The sequence below is a fragment of the Pedobacter sp. D749 genome, assembly GCF_019317285.1.
GTDB lineage: Bacteria > Bacteroidota > Bacteroidia > Sphingobacteriales > Sphingobacteriaceae > Pedobacter.
The window spans coordinates 5,690,656-5,706,957 of the sequence record NZ_CP079218.1; the positions used below are offsets into that span (position 1 = coordinate 5,690,656).

Annotated in this window: 10 protein-coding genes; 9 read left to right on the top strand and 1 reads right to left on the bottom strand. The window is 39.6% G+C overall.

Annotated features, from left to right (window positions below; genetic code table 11):
* Nucleotides 1-4: 4 nt before the first annotated feature.
* The 9 genes from KYH19_RS23425 to KYH19_RS23465 all read left to right on the top strand — a co-directional run bounded on the left by KYH19_RS23425 (nucleotide 5) and on the right by KYH19_RS23465 (nucleotide 15,319).
* Entirely contained in the window at nucleotides 5-1,588 is a 1,584-nt protein-coding gene (locus KYH19_RS23425) for a RagB/SusD family nutrient uptake outer membrane protein (RefSeq protein ID WP_219076981.1), read from the top strand.
* An 18-nt stretch (nucleotides 1,589-1,606) separates the two neighbouring features.
* The gene (locus tag KYH19_RS23430) at nucleotides 1,607-2,617 is read left to right on the top strand and encodes a SusE domain-containing protein (RefSeq protein ID WP_219076982.1); all 1,011 of its coding nucleotides are present in this window, start codon (nucleotides 1,607-1,609) and stop codon (nucleotides 2,615-2,617) included.
* Nucleotides 2,618-2,688: 71 nt separating this feature from the next.
* Complete coding sequence (locus KYH19_RS23435; protein ID WP_219076983.1) at nucleotides 2,689-4,623, top strand: glycoside hydrolase family 13 protein; 1,935 nt, start codon at nucleotides 2,689-2,691, stop codon at nucleotides 4,621-4,623.
* 88 nt (nucleotides 4,624-4,711) lie between these two features.
* Nucleotides 4,712-5,398 (top strand): beta-phosphoglucomutase, encoded by a 687-nt coding sequence (pgmB, locus tag KYH19_RS23440; protein WP_219076984.1) that lies wholly within the window; start codon nucleotides 4,712-4,714, stop codon nucleotides 5,396-5,398.
* A gap of 101 nt (nucleotides 5,399-5,499) precedes the next feature.
* A complete protein-coding gene (locus KYH19_RS23445; RefSeq protein ID WP_219076985.1) occupies nucleotides 5,500-7,818 on the top strand; it encodes a glycoside hydrolase family 65 protein in 2,319 nt (772 codons plus the stop codon).
* Between the two features lie 20 nt (nucleotides 7,819-7,838).
* Entirely contained in the window at nucleotides 7,839-9,659 is a 1,821-nt protein-coding gene (locus KYH19_RS23450) for an alpha-amylase family glycosyl hydrolase (protein ID WP_255562511.1), read from the top strand.
* Between the two features lie 955 nt (nucleotides 9,660-10,614).
* Complete coding sequence (locus KYH19_RS23455) at nucleotides 10,615-11,991, top strand: MFS transporter (RefSeq protein ID WP_219076987.1); 1,377 nt, start codon at nucleotides 10,615-10,617, stop codon at nucleotides 11,989-11,991.
* A 309-nt stretch (nucleotides 11,992-12,300) separates the two neighbouring features.
* Nucleotides 12,301-13,860: a S10 family peptidase gene (locus KYH19_RS23460; RefSeq protein WP_219076988.1), complete on the top strand. Its 1,560-nt coding sequence runs from the start codon at nucleotides 12,301-12,303 to the stop codon at nucleotides 13,858-13,860.
* 496 nt (nucleotides 13,861-14,356) lie between these two features.
* Entirely contained in the window at nucleotides 14,357-15,319 is a 963-nt protein-coding gene (locus KYH19_RS23465) for an acetyl-CoA carboxylase carboxyltransferase subunit alpha (RefSeq protein ID WP_121287702.1), read from the top strand.
* A gap of 201 nt (nucleotides 15,320-15,520) precedes the next feature.
* Here KYH19_RS23465 and KYH19_RS23470 read toward each other — a convergent pair whose 3' ends face one another.
* Nucleotides 15,521-16,075, bottom strand: coding sequence for a transposase (locus KYH19_RS23470; RefSeq protein WP_219076989.1), 555 nt, complete (start codon nucleotides 16,073-16,075; stop codon nucleotides 15,521-15,523).
* Nucleotides 16,076-16,302 lie beyond the last annotated feature (227 nt).

The following is a 16,302-nucleotide window of genomic DNA, read 5'->3' on the forward strand; positions in this document are numbered from 1 at the left end:
AGAAATGAAAAATTCGTTTAAAATAATATTGGCAACCACAGGTTTATTACTTTCTTTAAATTCTTGTAAGAAAGATGCCTTAAATTTAAAGCCTACGAATGATGTAACTGCCGACGTGGTATATGCTACGCCTGCAGGATACAAACAAGAGCTGGTAAAATTGTACGCTACATACGCATTAACCAGTCCAACAGGATCGGATAATAGTGATATTGGTGGCTTAAACGCTGGTTTTGCAGATTTCTTCCGTTTATTCTGGACTTCCCAGGAGCTGGTAACCGATGAAGCAATTTGTGCCTGGGGAGATACAGGTATTCCGGAATTAGATTATGCTACCTGGAATAGCGATAATCAATTTTTAAGAGGTTTATATTCTAAAAGCATTTTGCAGATTACGATTTGCAATGAGTTTCTTCGCGAAAGTACACCAGAGAAGCTGGCAAGTCGCAATATTACTGGTGCAGATGCTTCAGCCATTCAACGTTACCGTGCAGAAGCCCGTTTCTTAAGAGCATTTCAATATTGGGTTTTATTGGATGGTTTCGGAAATCCCCCTTTCGTAACAGAAGAGGATGCGATTGGCAAAACCAATCCTAAACAAATTCAAAGAGCAGCTTTGTTCGCTTATGTAGAATCAGAATTAAAAGCGATTGAAGGCGATTTAGCCGATCCTCGTACCAATGATTATGGCCGTGCAGATAAAGGAGCCGACTGGGCGTTGTTAGCCAGATTATATTTAAATGCCCAGGTATACACGGGAACTGCAAAATATACAGAAGCCATTACCTACTCAACTAAGGTGATCAACTCTGGTTATTCATTAAAAGCCAATTACAAAGATTTATTTTTGGCCGATAATAATGTAAATAATACAGAAAACATTTTAACCATTAATTACGATGGTGTAAGAGGAACAAATTTCGGAGGAACTACCTTTTTGGTTAATGCTGCAATTAATGCAGACATGAGCCCTGCATCATATGGAGTACCTTCAGGTGGTTGGGGTGGTAACAGGACCCGTCAGAATTTACCGGCATTATTTCCTGATCCTAACGGAACGGCAGATAAACGCGGGATATTTTTTGGTACGAAAAGCAATGTAGATGACATTGGTGTATTTACAGATGGTTTAAGGGTAACCAAATTTAAAAATGTTACCTCCGAAAAAGTTACACCTCCATCGTTAAACGGAATATTCAGTTCATTGGATTTTGCATTATTCCGTTTAGCGGAGCAATACTTAATCTATGGTGAAGCCGTAATGCGTGGTGGTTCTGGCGGTAGTACAGCACAAGCACTTACTTATGTGAATAATTTACGTCGCCGTGCTTATGGTAACAATAGTGGAGATGTAAGCACCCTCTCTGTAGACTTCTTTTTAGACGAACGTGCCCGTGAATTGTATTGGGAAGCACACCGTCGTACCGATCTGATCCGTTATGGCAAATTTACTGGTTCCAATTATTTATGGCCGTTTAAAGGAGGCGTTAAAGCAGGCGCAAGTTTACCGGCTTACCGTAACTTATATCCAATTCCGACAGCAGATTTAATTGCCAATCCGAATCTGGTTCAGAACACAGGTTATTAATCTTAATATTTTATAAAGATGAAATCAATATTCTTTAAATCCTTAGCCTTTAGCTTTATCACGCTCTCGCTATGGTCATGCAAAAAAGACGAAATCCGTGCCATAGCCAATGCAGGTACCGGAGGTTCTTTAAAAAGTTCAGCTACATCGGTAGTTTTGGATAAAAGCATGCTCACTACCAATGTGGTTACTTTTACTTTAAGCAATGCCAATTTTGGGTATCAGGCAGCTGTTATCAATACTTTACAATTGTCTCCAAAAGGAGCAAACTTTGCAGCAGATAAAACAAAAGAAGTAATTATTGATCCAAATGCGACTACTAAAAGTTACAACGGGTTGGATTTTAATAATTTACTGCTTTCTTTAAATCTATCTACTGCTGTAAATTCTGATGTAGAAATCAGGGTAAAAGCGGCCATCTCCAATGCGATAGCCCCGGTTTACAGCAATGTAGTTTCTATAAGTGCAAAACCATTTCCTTTAACTTCCTGGGTGTACGTACCGGGGGCATATCAGGGATGGAGTCCGCCAACGGCTGATAGCTTAGTTTCTGTCGCCGGAAATGGCATTTATACCGGAATTATCAAGTTTGATGGTGGTAATTTTAAGATTACTGCTGCTAAGAAATTTGACTTAGCTTATGGCGATGCAGGAGGTGGTAAACTCAGTACTTCCGGTGGTGATATCAGCTCCGTTTCGGCGGGTTTTAAACTGCTAACTGTCGATCTTAATGCGAATGTCTACACCATCGCCGATGCAGATTATTGGTCAATTATTGGTAATGCCATTCCCGGAAGTAACTGGTCTGTTGATACTGACCTTAGTCCGGTAAACGATGGTAAAAACACATGGACTGCAACAGTTGCTTTAACTCCTGGTGTCTTTAAGTTCAGAAGAAATCACGATTGGGGAACCAGTATTGGTGATAATGGTGGAGATATTAATGTTACTGTCGCTGGTACCTATAAGTTGATCTTAACACTTAATGCTGATGGTAAGACAGGTGCTTACACCTTGGTTAAAATTTAATTATTAACTATACTATTCCTGTAGAGATTTTTGATCTCTGCAGGATTTTTAAAATATTAAAAAGTTTTAGCATGATAAAATCGCCTACCTCTGCTACCTTTCCTTCCGTTAATTCTTCTGTTTTAAATGCTCAAACTAAATTCCATGCAAATGCACGGGGATTTAAAAAAACGTTGACTATTCTTATTGTACTGTTTAGCAGTATCAATCTTTTTGCCCAAAAGTTAGAGCGGGTAGAACCAATGTTCTGGTTTACAGGTATGCTCAATCCTAAGTTGCAATTGCTTGTTCATGGCGAAAACATTGCTTCAAGCTCGGTTTCATTAACTTATCCAGGGGTAAAACTCGTAAAGGTTAACAAAGTAGAAAACCCGAATTATTTATTTCTCGACTTAACAATTGCTCCATCAGCCAAAGCCGGCAAATTCCCGATTAACTTTGCGCTTAACGGAAAAAAGACATTTACTTACACCTACGAATTAAAAAACCGCGATAAAAGTGCGGGCAGGATTCAGGGCGTAACCAACAAAGATTTTATTTACCTGCTCATGCCCGATCGTTTTTCGAACGGGGATAGAAGCAACGATGTTGTTCAGGGTTTAACCGAAACCGCATTAAACCGCGATAGCATGTACTACCGCCATGGCGGTGATATACAAGGTGTAATTGATCACCTAGATTACCTTAAAGATTTAGGCATTACGACAGTTTGGATGACACCAGAGGTAGAAAATGATATGCCACAAGCTTCATATCATGGCTACGCAGTAACCGATCATTATAAAATAGATCCACGTTATGGCACAAATGCACTTTACAAAAAGTATGTAGAGATTGCCCATGCCAAAGGATTAAAAGTGATTAAAGATATTGTACACAATCATATTGGTACCCAACATTGGTTTTATAAAGATTTACCGATGAAAAGCTGGTTAAACCAATGGCCAAAGTATACGCAAACGAGTTACCGGGATCAGACTGTGATGGATATACATGCCTCTGCGGCAGATCGTAAACAAATGTTAGATGGTTGGTTTGTACCTTCAATGCCCGATTTAAACCAACGGAATCCTTATGTTCAGAATTACCTGACCCAAAACCACATCTGGTGGATAGAATATGCTGGTATTGATGGTTTACGTTTGGATACTTATGGATATAACGATCCGGTTTACATGGCCGATTGGGCTTTGAAAGTTCAGGCAGAATTCCCGCACTTATCTGTTTTTGGCGAAACATTGGTAACTGCAGTGGCCAACCAAGCCTTTTTTACAGGTGGTAATACGGTTAACCGCGGTTTCGATACCCACTTGCAGGGTATTACCGATGCCACTTTAAAAGATGCTATTTACGAAGGAATAAACGGGAAAAACGGTTGGGTAGACGGGATTAACCGTTTGTATGCTACCTTAGCGCACGATTTTCTTTATAAAAACCCTAATACCAACTGTATTTTTTTAGATAATCATGATATGAGCCGTTTCTATTCGATGGTTGGTGAAGATTTCGATAAATACAAAATGGGAATGAGTATCTTGTTAACCATGCGGGGCATTCCGCAGATGTATTACGGAACTGAAATTTTAATGAAAAATTTCTCCAATCCAGATGGATTGATCCGTTCTGATTTTCCTGGGGGATGGGAAGGCGATAAAAAAGATAAATTCATTGCCGATGGACGTACAAACAAAGAGAATGAAGCGTTCAACTTTGTAAAAACCTTAGCGAATTTCCGCAAAAACAGTCCGGCGTTGCAAACAGGTAAATTGATGCAGTTTGTACCGCAAGATGATATTTATGTTTATTTCCGCTACAATGTAGAACCAAAAGGCACTGTAATGGTTATTGTAAACAATACTGAAAAAGAAAAAACATTAAATACCGATCGTTTTGCAGAAAGAACAGCAGGAATTACTTCTGCTAAAAACGTAATTTCGGGCGAAAACATCGAATTCAAAAACATTAAAGTACCCGCTGAGACCACTTTGGTGCTTGAATTAAGGTAGAAGGTTAAACGGTATAGGATTTAAAATGCAGGGCTTTACATCTCGATACTTGATACTCACTACCTGATACAAAAAAATATAATAAAAGATGCAAGAAAATCTCAAATCTCAAGTCTCAGATCTCAAATCTCAAATCAAAGCTTGTCTTTTCGACCTCGACGGTGTGCTGGTAGATACTGCCGTTTACCATTATAAAGCCTGGAAACGTTTAGCCAACACTATGGGTTTCGATTTTACAGAAGAGCAGAACGAGCAGTTAAAAGGCGTTAGTCGGGTAGAAAGTTTAAACAAGATTCTCGCCTGGGGCGGAGTAGATAAAACCGATGCCGAAAAAGAAGAACTTGCCAGTTTAAAAAACGGCTGGTATGTAGATATGATTACCAAAATGACACCTGCTGAAGTTTTACCTGGAACGGTTGATTTCTTAACCGCGATTCACAAAGCCGGTTATAAATTGGCATTGGGCTCAGCCAGCAAAAACTCAGGGATCATTTTAGAAAAAACAAATTTGGCCCATTTCTTCGATGAAATTGTTGATGGAAACATGGTCACTAAATCAAAACCCGATCCGGAAGTATTTTTAAAAGGAGCCGGACTTTTAGGTTTTAAACCCGCTGAATGTGTGGTTTTTGAAGATGCTGTTGCCGGTGTAGAAGCAGCAAAAAGAGGCGGAATGAAAGCCATCGGTATCGGCGAAAAAAGCGTACTCACCGATGCAGATGTGGTAGTAAGTGGATTAGATAAATTAACAGTTAAAGATTTAGAAGAGTTGTAAAGGAGTAGCAAGTATTAAGTAGTGAGTATCAAGTAGTGAATTTATCTTGATACCCGATACTAATTACTTGATACTAGTAATTCGCTACTTGATACTAGAATATGAAAAATTACATTAAAGCAGATGAGTGGAATATTATCGAAGAAGGCTTTGATCCACATTTAAATAAAATTTCGGAAAGTATTTTCAGTTTGGGTAATGGACGTATGGGCCAGCGCGCCAACTTTGAAGAAACGTATACCGGAGAAACCCTACCTGGAAATTACGTTGCAGGTGTTTATTATCCAGATAAAACACGTGTGGGATGGTGGAAAAACGGTTATCCCGAGTATTTTGCGAAAGTATTGAACGCTGCAAACTGGGTTGGTATCGAAGTAAAACTAGATGAAGAAATCCTTGATCTGGCAACAGCTGAGGTAAGCGATTTTAAACGTGTGCTAAACATGAATGCGGGATACCTGGAGCGGACGTTCACGGCAAAATTAAAAAGCGGTAAAACCCTAAAAGTTAAATCAACCCGTTTTTGCAGCATTGCTGATGATGAAGTTGGCGCCATCCGTTATAGCATTACGCCATTAAATTTCGATGGTAAATTAACATTAACGCCTTTTATTGATGGTGATGTTAAAAATCAGGACAGCAACTATGATGAAAAATTCTGGGATAAAGCTGCAGATGAAATTTCTGGAACCGAAGCTTATATCAAACTAAGAACAAAGAAAACTGAATTTGAAGTTTGCACAGGGAGTAATATCGAGCTGTATAAAAACGCGGAGAAATTAAATCTCAATCCAGAGGCTGTTCGTAAAGAGAAATTTGTGGGACAAACTTTTTCTCTTGAGGTAAAAGCAAATGAAGAGATCACGCTGGTTAAAATTGCGGCGAATTTATCTTCAGAAAATTATCCCAAAGAATCACTTTTAAAAGAAACAAAATCGGTAATAGCTAAAGCATCTGCTAAAGGATTTGATACCTTGTTAAAGGAACAAACTGAAGCATGGGCAAGCAAGTGGGAAGAAAGTGATATCATTATCGAAGGCGATGTTTCTGCTCAGCAGGCTATTCGTTTCAATATTTTTCAGCTTTTTCAAACCTATACCGGTAAAGATGATCGATTGAATATTGGTCCGAAAGGTTTTACAGGAGAGAAATATGGTGGTTCAACCTATTGGGATACTGAGGCCTATTGCGTGCCTTTTTACCTGGCAACAGCTCCACAGGAAGTAAGTAAAAATCTGTTGGTGTATCGCCATAAACAATTGGGTAAAGCCATAGAAAATGCAGCAAAATTAGGTTTTAAAGATGGTGCAGCACTATATCCCATGGTAACGATGAACGGTGAGGAATGCCATAATGAGTGGGAAATTACTTTCGAAGAAATCCACCGTAATGGTGCCATCGCTTTTGCCATTTTTAATTACATCCGTTACACTGGCGATGAAAGTTATCTTTCTGATTTTGGTTTAGAAGTATTGATCGGCATTGCACGTTTCTGGAAACAACGCGTTAACTGGAGCAACGACAAACAGCAATATGTAATGCTTGGTGTAACCGGACCAAACGAATATGAGAACAATGTAAATAACAATTGGTACACCAACATTTTAGCAGCCTGGTGTATGAAATATTCAACTGAAGCTGCAGAAATAGTAAAACAACAACAACCGGAAAAATATAACAGCTTATTAAAAAACTTAAATTTCGATCAAAAGGAGTTTGCAGATTGGGCTGATATCATCGAGAAAATGTATTACCCACAAGATGAAAAACTGGGTGTTTTCTTGCAACAGGATGGGTATTTAGATAAAGAACAAACTTTGGTGAAAGATCTTCCTGCCAGCGAACGTCCGATTAATCAAAAATGGAGCTGGGACAGGATTTTACGCTCGTGTTTCATTAAGCAGGCCGATGTCTTACAGGGCTTATATTTCTTTGAAGAAGATTACGATCTGGATACGTTAAAACGCAACTTTGATTTTTATGAGCCACGTACCGTGCACGAAAGTTCCTTATCACCTTGCGTACATAGTATTTTAGCAGCGAAATTAAACGACGAAGCACGTGCATACGAATTCTACTTACGTACTGCACGTTTAGATCTGGATGATTATAACAACGATACAGAAGATGGTTTACACATCACGTCTATGGCAGGAACCTGGATGAGTGTGGTAGAAGGTTTTGCCGGCATGCGTGTGCGCGATGGTAAATTGCAGTTTAATCCTTTCTTGCCAGGTAAATGGAAATCTTTTTCATTTACCATCGGCTTCAGAGGCGCTACCCTAAAGATAAATATTACCGCGAGCGGTATCAGTATTAAAAATAATGCCGCTGTTGATTTAGAAATTGGTATCAGAAACCAGTTTTATAAATTGACTGGAAATACTGAAATTGAAGTAAACAACACAGCGTTGGTATGATTGTAGAGGTAAAATGTAAAATGGAGACAGGACGGAGATTTGCCTCGACTGATCGTCATTGCGAGGAACGAAGCAATCTTAATGCGGTAGCCTATATTTTGGCAATTTTCTTTTTACTTATTTCATCATCATCCTTTGCACAAAAACAAAGTACAAAAATGGACGATAAACAGATCGTTATTTACCAGTTATTGCCCCGCTTATTTGGGAATAAAAATAGCACGAATATACCCTACGGTACCATTGAGCAAAATGGTTCGGGTAAGTTTAACGATATTACCGATAATGCCTTAGATGGCATAAAAGAACTCAGCGTAAATTATGTTTGGTATACCGGAGCACTTGCCCATGCAAGTTTAACTGATTATTCTGCATACGGAATTAAACCTGATGATGCCGATGTGGTAAAAGGAAGAGCAGGTTCGCCCTACGCCATCCGCGATTATTACGATGTGGATCCTGATCTGGCTGTTGATGTTAATAACAGAATGAAGGAGTTTGAAGCGCTAGTGAAAAGAACACATGCTAAAAACTTAAAAGTGCTGATCGATTTTGTACCCAATCATGTTGCCAGGAGCTATCATTCCTATGCAAAGCCAAAAAATGTAATCGATTTTGGTGCCCAGGATGATGTAACAAAAGCATTTAGTGCTCAGAACGATTTTTATTATACTCCTGGTCAGCCGTTTGCCCCGCCAACTGGTGGTGCAAAGCAAACACCAATTACGAGTTTGCAGGATGGAAAATTTGATGAAAATCCTGCTAAAGCAACAGGGAACAATGTGTTTTCGGCGCAGCCTAAATACGACGATTGGTACGAAACCATTAAGTTAAATTACGGCGTAGATTATCAGAACGGAGAAAAACAATATTTTGATCCCATTCCGCCAGTCTGGCGGAAAATGTGTGATATTTTAACCTATTGGACCAATAAAGGAGTGGACGGTTTTAGATGCGATATGGCCGAAATGGTACCCATTGCTTTTTGGAACTGGGTCATTCCACAGGTTAAAAAAGTGAATCCTGATTTAATTTTTATCGGAGAGGCCTATAATCCAAAAGTTTATAAACAATATTTAGATGAAGGTAAATTTGATTACCTCTACGATAAAGTGGGTTTATATGATGGTTTAAAAAGATTGATCAGGAATGAACCAAACGCAGATGTAAAAGATATCCGTTTCGTTTGGCAGAAAGAGAGCGCCGGTTTTGGCCATCGCATGTTACGCTTTTTAGAAAACCACGACGAAGAACGCATTGCATCTGCCGGATTTGCAGGTAAGGCCGAACTGGCGCTACCCGCAATGGTAGTTTCGGCAACTTTAGGTAGCGGTCCGGTAATGCTTTATTTTGGTCAGGAAGTTGGCGAACCGGGAAAAGGTCAGGAAGGATTCGGCGGAGATGATAACCGGACGACCATTTTCGATTATTGGGGCGTTCCGAACCACCAGAAATGGATGAATAATGGTGCTTTTGATGGTAAACAGTTAAATGAAAATGAGCAGAAATTACGCGCTTACTACCAACAGTTATTAAAAGTTACTTCCACAAGCGATGCTGTAATAAATGGCGAAATTTATGAAGTGCCTGTTGCTGGGAACATGAACAACCGCATGTATGCTTTTATCCGTTACTCTGACAAACAGCGTTTATTGGTCGTGGCCAATTTCGATCGGACAGAAACTTTAACCGCCAATATTGAAATCCCTGATAAGATTTTAAAAGTTAAACATTCATCGCCGGTTACGGATCTTTTAACAGATAAAAAATTGAATATCCCGGCAGGAACTAGCATTCCAGTAACCTTGGCGCCGGTTAGCGCTCAGGTGATAGAATTTTAAAGATTTTTGCTATGCGTCTTGCGTTATGCGCTTAGCGGAAAAAACTAAAACTAACCACAGCGAACATAAAGTAACAGTACAGAGAAACACGAAAGATATTTATTCTCGGTGAACGCTGTGTCAAAACTCTGCGTTCTCTGTGGTGAAAAAATGAGGCACTAGTTAGCGCACAGGTGATAGAATTTTAAAGGTTTTGCTATGCGTCTTGCATTACGCGCTTAGCGAAAAAACTAAAACTAACCACAGAGCACATAAAGTAACAGTACAGAGAAACATGAAGGATATTTATTCTCAGTGAACGCTGTATCAACTCTGCGTTCTCTGTGGTGAAAAATGAAGCACTAGTGAGCGCACAGGTGATAGAATTTTAAAGATTTTTGCTATGCGTCTTGTGTTACGCGCTTAGCGGAAAAACTAAAACTAACCACAGAGCACACAAAGTAACAGCACAGAGAAACACGAAGGATATTTATTCTCGGTGAACGCTGTGTCAAAACTCTGCGTTCTCTGTGGTGAAAAAATGAGGCACTAGTTAGCGCACAGGTGATAGAATTTTAAAGATTTTTGCTATGCGTCTTGCGTTACGCGCTTAGCAGAAAAAACTAAAACTAACCACAGAGCACACAAAGTAACAGCACAGAGAAACACGAAGGATATTTATTCTCGGTGAACGCTGTGTCAAAGCTCTGCGTTCTCTGTGGTGAAAAAATGAGGCACTAGTTAGCGCACAGGTGATAGAATTTTAAAGGTTTTGCTATGCGTCTTGCATTACGCGCTTAGCGGAAAAACTAAAACTAACCACAGGGCACACAAAGTAAAAGCACAGAGAAACACGGAGGAGATTTATTCTCGGCGCACTCTGTGGTGAAAAATGAAGCACTAGTGAACGCAGATTTTATTAATGCAATAGAAAATAACGCCATGCACCCCGCGCTAAGCGCATAAACTAAACAAAATGAGCTTAAAAACAATATTCGAGAACCCCAAATTAACAATCGCACAGATCATCAACATGAGCATTGGTTTTTTCGGGATTCAGTTCGGTTGGGATTTACAAAGGGCCAACATGGGGCGTATTTACGAAAACCTCGGTGCCAATCCCGATCAGGTTCCATTGTTGTTTTTGGCAGCACCTTTAACAGGATTACTCGTTCAGCCGGTAATAGGTTACCTAAGCGATCGTACCTGGCATCCAAAATGGGGTAGAAGAAGGCCTTATTTTATGCTTGGGGCCGTTGTGAGTAGTATTGCTTTAATTTTTATGCCGCATAGTAGTGTGCTTTGGATGGCGGCCGGACTGCTTTGGGTTTTAGATGTTTTTGGAAACATTGCCATGGAACCTTTCCGCGCTTTTGTTACCGATAAATTGCCCGATAGTCAGGTTAACCGTGGTTTTATTATGCAAAGCATGATGATCGGTTTGGGTGGCAGTGTAGCTTCGGCCTTACCGTGGATTATGAATAATATATTCCACTTAACCAATACAGCAGAAAAAGGGAGTATTCCGGAAAACGTGAAGTTTTCTTTTTACATCGGTGCCTTTTTCTTTTTCGCAGCAGTACTGTGGACAGTGCTTACTACTAAAGAATACCCTCCGCAGGATGCAGATTTTAAAGAAAAGTTAAAAGAAAGTAATAAAGGTTTTGGTGGTGGCGCCAGGGAAATTTTTCATGCCTTAAGGAATATGCCGAAAAGAATGCAGATTGTTTCTTTGGTTCAGTTTTTTACCTGGCCAGGTTTGTTTTTAATGTGGTTTTATTATACCACGGCAGTAGCCGTGAATGTTTTTGGCGGAAAAGATGCTGCCGATCCGGTTTATGCACATGGTGCAGATTTTGGCAGTTTAACACTCGCTTATTACAGCGTTATTACTTTTCTGTTTGCTTTGGTGCTGCCAAAAATTGCCGATGCATTGGGCCGTAAAACTACACATGCCCTTTGTTTAGTCTGCGGAGCCATTGGTTTAATCAGCGTAGCCTGGGTGCACGATAAAAACATGCTGTATTTATGCATGACAGGAGTAGGCATTGCATGGGCCAGTATTCTATCGATGCCTTATGCCATGTTAAGCGGCTCGCTGCCCAAAGATAAAATAGGGATTTACATGGGCATCTTCAACTTCTTTATTGTATTACCTGAAATTATTGCCTCCCTTGGTTTTGGATGGCTCATGCGCAATGTGCTCAATAACGACAGGCTTTTGGCAGTACAATTAGGCGGTGGATTGATGATTTTAGCAGCTATAATCTGTTATGTATTCATCCGTGAACCAAAGAAAACAGATGAGATTCTGACTTCTAAACTGGAAGTAGAAGAGAATAGATCGGTGTAAAGATATCCATGGTCTGTGCCCATATTCCGTGGTGACCCAGTCCGAGGCGGATAAGTTATTTATGTCTATCTCCCTGGTTACATATTCTAGTAAAATGGCTTAATTTACAAATAGAGGCTGTATCCTAATCATAGGATTATCATCCTGTGTAGTTTAAGCGTAATTTAAATAAGAGTCTACTGCAGTATTGCTGTATGTTTTTGAAGAATTGGCATACTAAAAGCAGTGCTGGCTTTTATAGTAACATTTCTAATGCGCTTTTTGATTAACGCTACAATAGTTTGATATTTAGCAACCAAACCAAACTAGATGAAATTCAGATTTATACTCGCTACATTTTTAAGCATGGGCATTTTTGCGTATGCACAACAAGGACCAAAAAAAGCCCAATCAAAAGAAACCATAACCACTACGCAGGTTACCGTTAAAGACGAAGCTAAATCTTCCGCAAACGAAAGGAACATTAATGTGGAGAGCTCGGTAATTACCAATCATTCGGTAAACATTGATGGCAAAGCTGTTCCGTATAAAGCCACTGCTGGTACATTACCGGTTTGGGATGAAGACGGAAAACCGATTGCTGGTTTGTTTTATACTTATTATGAACGGAGCGACGTGCAAAATCGTGATAAGCGGCCTTTGGTAATCTCTTTTAACGGTGGCCCGGGCTCGGCTTCTGTTTGGATGCACATTGCCTATACTGGTCCGGTGGTGCTGAATATTGATGATGAAGGTTATCCTGTACAGCCTTATGGTTATAAAGAAAATCCATATTCTATTTTGGATGTTGCCGATATTATCTACATAGATCCGGTTAACACGGGTTATTCCAGAGCGGTGAGCAAAGATATTCCAACCAATAAATTTTTTGGTGTACGTGCCGATATTAAATACCTGGCCGAGTGGATCAATACTTTTGTAACCCGGAATAACCGATGGGCTTCGCCAAAATTTTTAATTGGCGAGAGTTATGGTACCACACGTGTTTCAGGTTTGGCTTTAGAGCTGCAAAACAGTCAATGGATGTATTTAAATGGTGTGGTTTTGGTTTCGCCAACCGAACTCGGTATTGAGCGTAGCGGCCCTGTTGATGCCGCCTTGCGTTTACCGTATTTTGCGGCTACCGCATGGTACCATAAAGCTTTATCCGCCGATTTACAGAGCAAAGATTTAACAGCCATGCTTCCTGAAGTAGAAGGTTTTACCATTAATGAGTTAATTCCGGCTATTTCGCAGGGCGGGATGCTGAGTGCCGATAAAAAGAAAGCCATTGCCGTAAAAATGGCGCGTTACTCCGGTCTTTCAGAAAAAGTGATACTAGATTATAACCTCAACGTACCTACTGATTTCTTTTGGAAAGAGCTGTTGAGAGATAAAGGTTTTACTGTTGGCAGGCTAGATTCGCGTTATCGTGGCATAGATAAAATGAGTGCAGGTGAAGGACCCGATTATAATGCAGAGCTAACTTCCTGGCTGCATTCCTTTACGCCAGCTATCAATATGTATATCCGCAACGAGCTGAATTATAAAACCGATTTGAAGTACAATATGTTCGGTTCCGTTTACCCATGGGATAAAAGTGGGGATCAGACCGGAGACAATCTCCGCCAGGCTATGGCTCAAAATCCGTATCTACATTTATTGGTACAATCTGGTTATTACGATGGAGCCTGCGATTATTTTAATGCGAAATACAGCATGTGGCAGTTAGATGCCGCTGGTAAATTGCAAGACCGTATTAGCTGGGAAGGTTACCGTAGTGGACACATGATGTATTTACGTAAGGATGATCTGAAAATGGCAAATAACCATATCCGTGAATTTATCAAAAAAGCATTACCAAAAGCAGGCGAGGCCGCTAAGTTCTAAAATTTTAGCGTTGACAAATTCCTGTGCACGTTGCTATTAAATTTGTCAACGCTTAGGTTTATTGAAGCGCAGTTGCAGAACAATAGTTAACGTTCGTCCTGCTTTGCATTGCAAGTCCGCGCTCGTGCCTCGCTTGCGTGCTTTCCATTGCAATCAGGGCTAGATAGGTTAGGGCGGTGGCATGGAAACCCCTCATAGTAGCCACAGGCAGGTGTAATCTAAACCTGACAGCCGCGGCAGCCCCGGATTTTTCATCTGGGCTAAAGCAAATGGCAGGACTGTTTCAAAAAAGAATTACTGCAATTGCTTTTCAAATTATAAAGACTGATAATAAAGCATCGATACATTCTAATTTGAGATTCTAGAGTTGACAACTTTACCACCACCGTGCCGATGAAAGTTGTCAACTCTTTTAAACGATTTATCCCCTCAAAAACGCAAACAAAAAACTGTTCACTGCAAACTAAAAATAATTACTTATTTTTGTGGTTCAATTATGCAGCAAATAAAAACATCATTCGATTTTGAAAAACCTATTGCCGATTTAGTTCAGCAGATAGAAAAGGTTAAGCAAGTTGCCGAAAAAACTAAGGTAGATATGTCTGCCACTTTAGACGAGCTTGATGGTAAATTAGATGAAACTACCAATAACTTATATAAAAATTTAACCGGTTGGAATAAGGTTCAGATGAGCCGTCACCCAGATCGTCCACAAACTCTTGATTACATTAACATGATCTGCGATGATTTTATCGAGATGCATGGTGACAGAACGGTTAAGGATGACAAGGCGATTATCGGTGGTTTTGCTTCCATCAATGGTCAAACGGTAATGGTTATTGGTCACCAAAAGGGTAAAAACACCAAAGAGCGTCAGTTCCGCAATTTTGGTATGGCCAACCCCGAAGGTTACCGTAAAGCTTTACGTTTAATGCGCTTGGCTGAAAAGTTTAATAAACCGGTTGTCTCATTTATCGATACAATGGGTGCTTATCCTGGTTTAGAGGCAGAAGAGCGTGGACAAGGTGAAGCTATTGCCAGAAACTTACTGGAAATGTCTATCCTTCGCGTGCCGATTATTTGTGTTGTAGTAGGTGAAGGTGCTTCCGGAGGTGCTTTGGGCATCGGTATCGGTGATAAGGTATATATGTTAGAACACACCTGGTACTCGGTAATCTCTCCTGAATCTTGCTCATCTATTTTGTGGAGAAGCTGGGATTTTAAAGAGAAAGCTGCTGAATGTTTGAAATTGACTTCCGATGATATGTTTGGCAACAAATTAATCGATGGCATTATCCCAGAACCCCTTGGTGGCGCTCACCAGGATCCGGAGTTAATGGGTAAAACTTTAAAAGATTACCTAATTAAAGATTTAGCTGCTTTAGGTAAACTAAAAACAGATAAACTGATCGAACAACGAATTGATAAATTCTGTGCGATGGGTGTTGTAAACGAATAATCATTAACTAAAATAAATTTGAATCCTGTTTGGCAATGCTAAACGGGATTTTTTTGTGCGCTCACGCTCGTTTCTAACGAGCGTGTAAATAGTTTACCGTATTTTACGGTGTTAGTATCGATATATTTAGCTTGCTTTACGATATAATCGTAAAGCTATTGCTGCACTCGTTTCTAACGAGCGCAAGCAATTCAATAAATATTAATCAATGTCTAGTAATTCAATTTCTATTAGTCCTCCAAGCCCGTGATAATTAGACGCTGAACTATAAATATAATGTTCAGCTTCAGATACTATTCCAGCTCTAATTGGATTTTGATGAATGTAATTTAACTTTTGGAATGTAAAATCTGAACTGATTAATTCAACAGCATGGTAACCGTCTTGCCAAACCTTATAATTCTCAATTCTTGTCAGGTATTTGCCTGCAAATTCAAATTTATTCAGCAGCCACTTTTTCCTGCTTTCATTTCCTGAAGTAATCTCTTCGATAATCGCCCTATTCGTAAACTTCTTAAAATCTCTAATAATTTCAAAAAGCTTTACATCTCCACTCGCAGAGGCAATGAGATGTATATGATTGGTCATCAGGCAATATGTGTAAAGTGTTAATCCTTTGTTGGATTGGCAGTATTTCAGTGAATTAATAATAATTTCTTTATACGATGAACGGGTGAATATATCTACCCAATCCACAATCGTAAAAGTTAAAAAATAAATGCCTTCCGGATCTCTTGCTTGGTATTGGTTTGACATATATTAAAAGTATTTATTTATTCAGAAAAATCATAATTGCTCACGCTCGTTTCTAACGAGCGTGTAGATAGCTGGTTGTGTTTATGACCTATCCGAAATTTAGATTTATATCATCCTTACGATAAAATCGTAAGGCTATTACTGCACTCGTTAGAAACGAGCGCAAGCAAAAAACGAACGCAAACGCAAATAAAAAAAGCAGCTACAAATTAATGCAGCTGCTTTGT

What these genes read in the sequence shown, in the direction of transcription:
- KYH19_RS23470 (WP_219076989.1), bottom strand. Translation starts at nt 16,075, where the DNA reads ATGTCAAACCAATACCAAGCAAGAGATCCGGAAGGCATTTATTTTTTA.
- KYH19_RS23460 (WP_219076988.1), top strand. Translation starts at nt 12,301, where the DNA reads ATGAAATTCAGATTTATACTCGCTACATTTTTAAGCATGGGCATTTTT.
- pgmB (WP_219076984.1), top strand. Translation starts at nt 4,712, where the DNA reads ATGCAAGAAAATCTCAAATCTCAAGTCTCAGATCTCAAATCTCAAATC.
- KYH19_RS23450 (WP_255562511.1), top strand. Translation starts at nt 7,839, where the DNA reads ATGGAGACAGGACGGAGATTTGCCTCGACTGATCGTCATTGCGAGGAA.
- KYH19_RS23455 (WP_219076987.1), top strand. Translation starts at nt 10,615, where the DNA reads ATGAGCTTAAAAACAATATTCGAGAACCCCAAATTAACAATCGCACAG.
- KYH19_RS23445 (WP_219076985.1), top strand. Translation starts at nt 5,500, where the DNA reads ATGAAAAATTACATTAAAGCAGATGAGTGGAATATTATCGAAGAAGGC.
- KYH19_RS23435 (WP_219076983.1), top strand. Translation starts at nt 2,689, where the DNA reads ATGATAAAATCGCCTACCTCTGCTACCTTTCCTTCCGTTAATTCTTCT.
- KYH19_RS23465 (WP_121287702.1), top strand. Translation starts at nt 14,357, where the DNA reads ATGCAGCAAATAAAAACATCATTCGATTTTGAAAAACCTATTGCCGAT.
- KYH19_RS23430 (WP_219076982.1), top strand. Translation starts at nt 1,607, where the DNA reads ATGAAATCAATATTCTTTAAATCCTTAGCCTTTAGCTTTATCACGCTC.
- KYH19_RS23425 (WP_219076981.1), top strand. Translation starts at nt 5, where the DNA reads ATGAAAAATTCGTTTAAAATAATATTGGCAACCACAGGTTTATTACTT.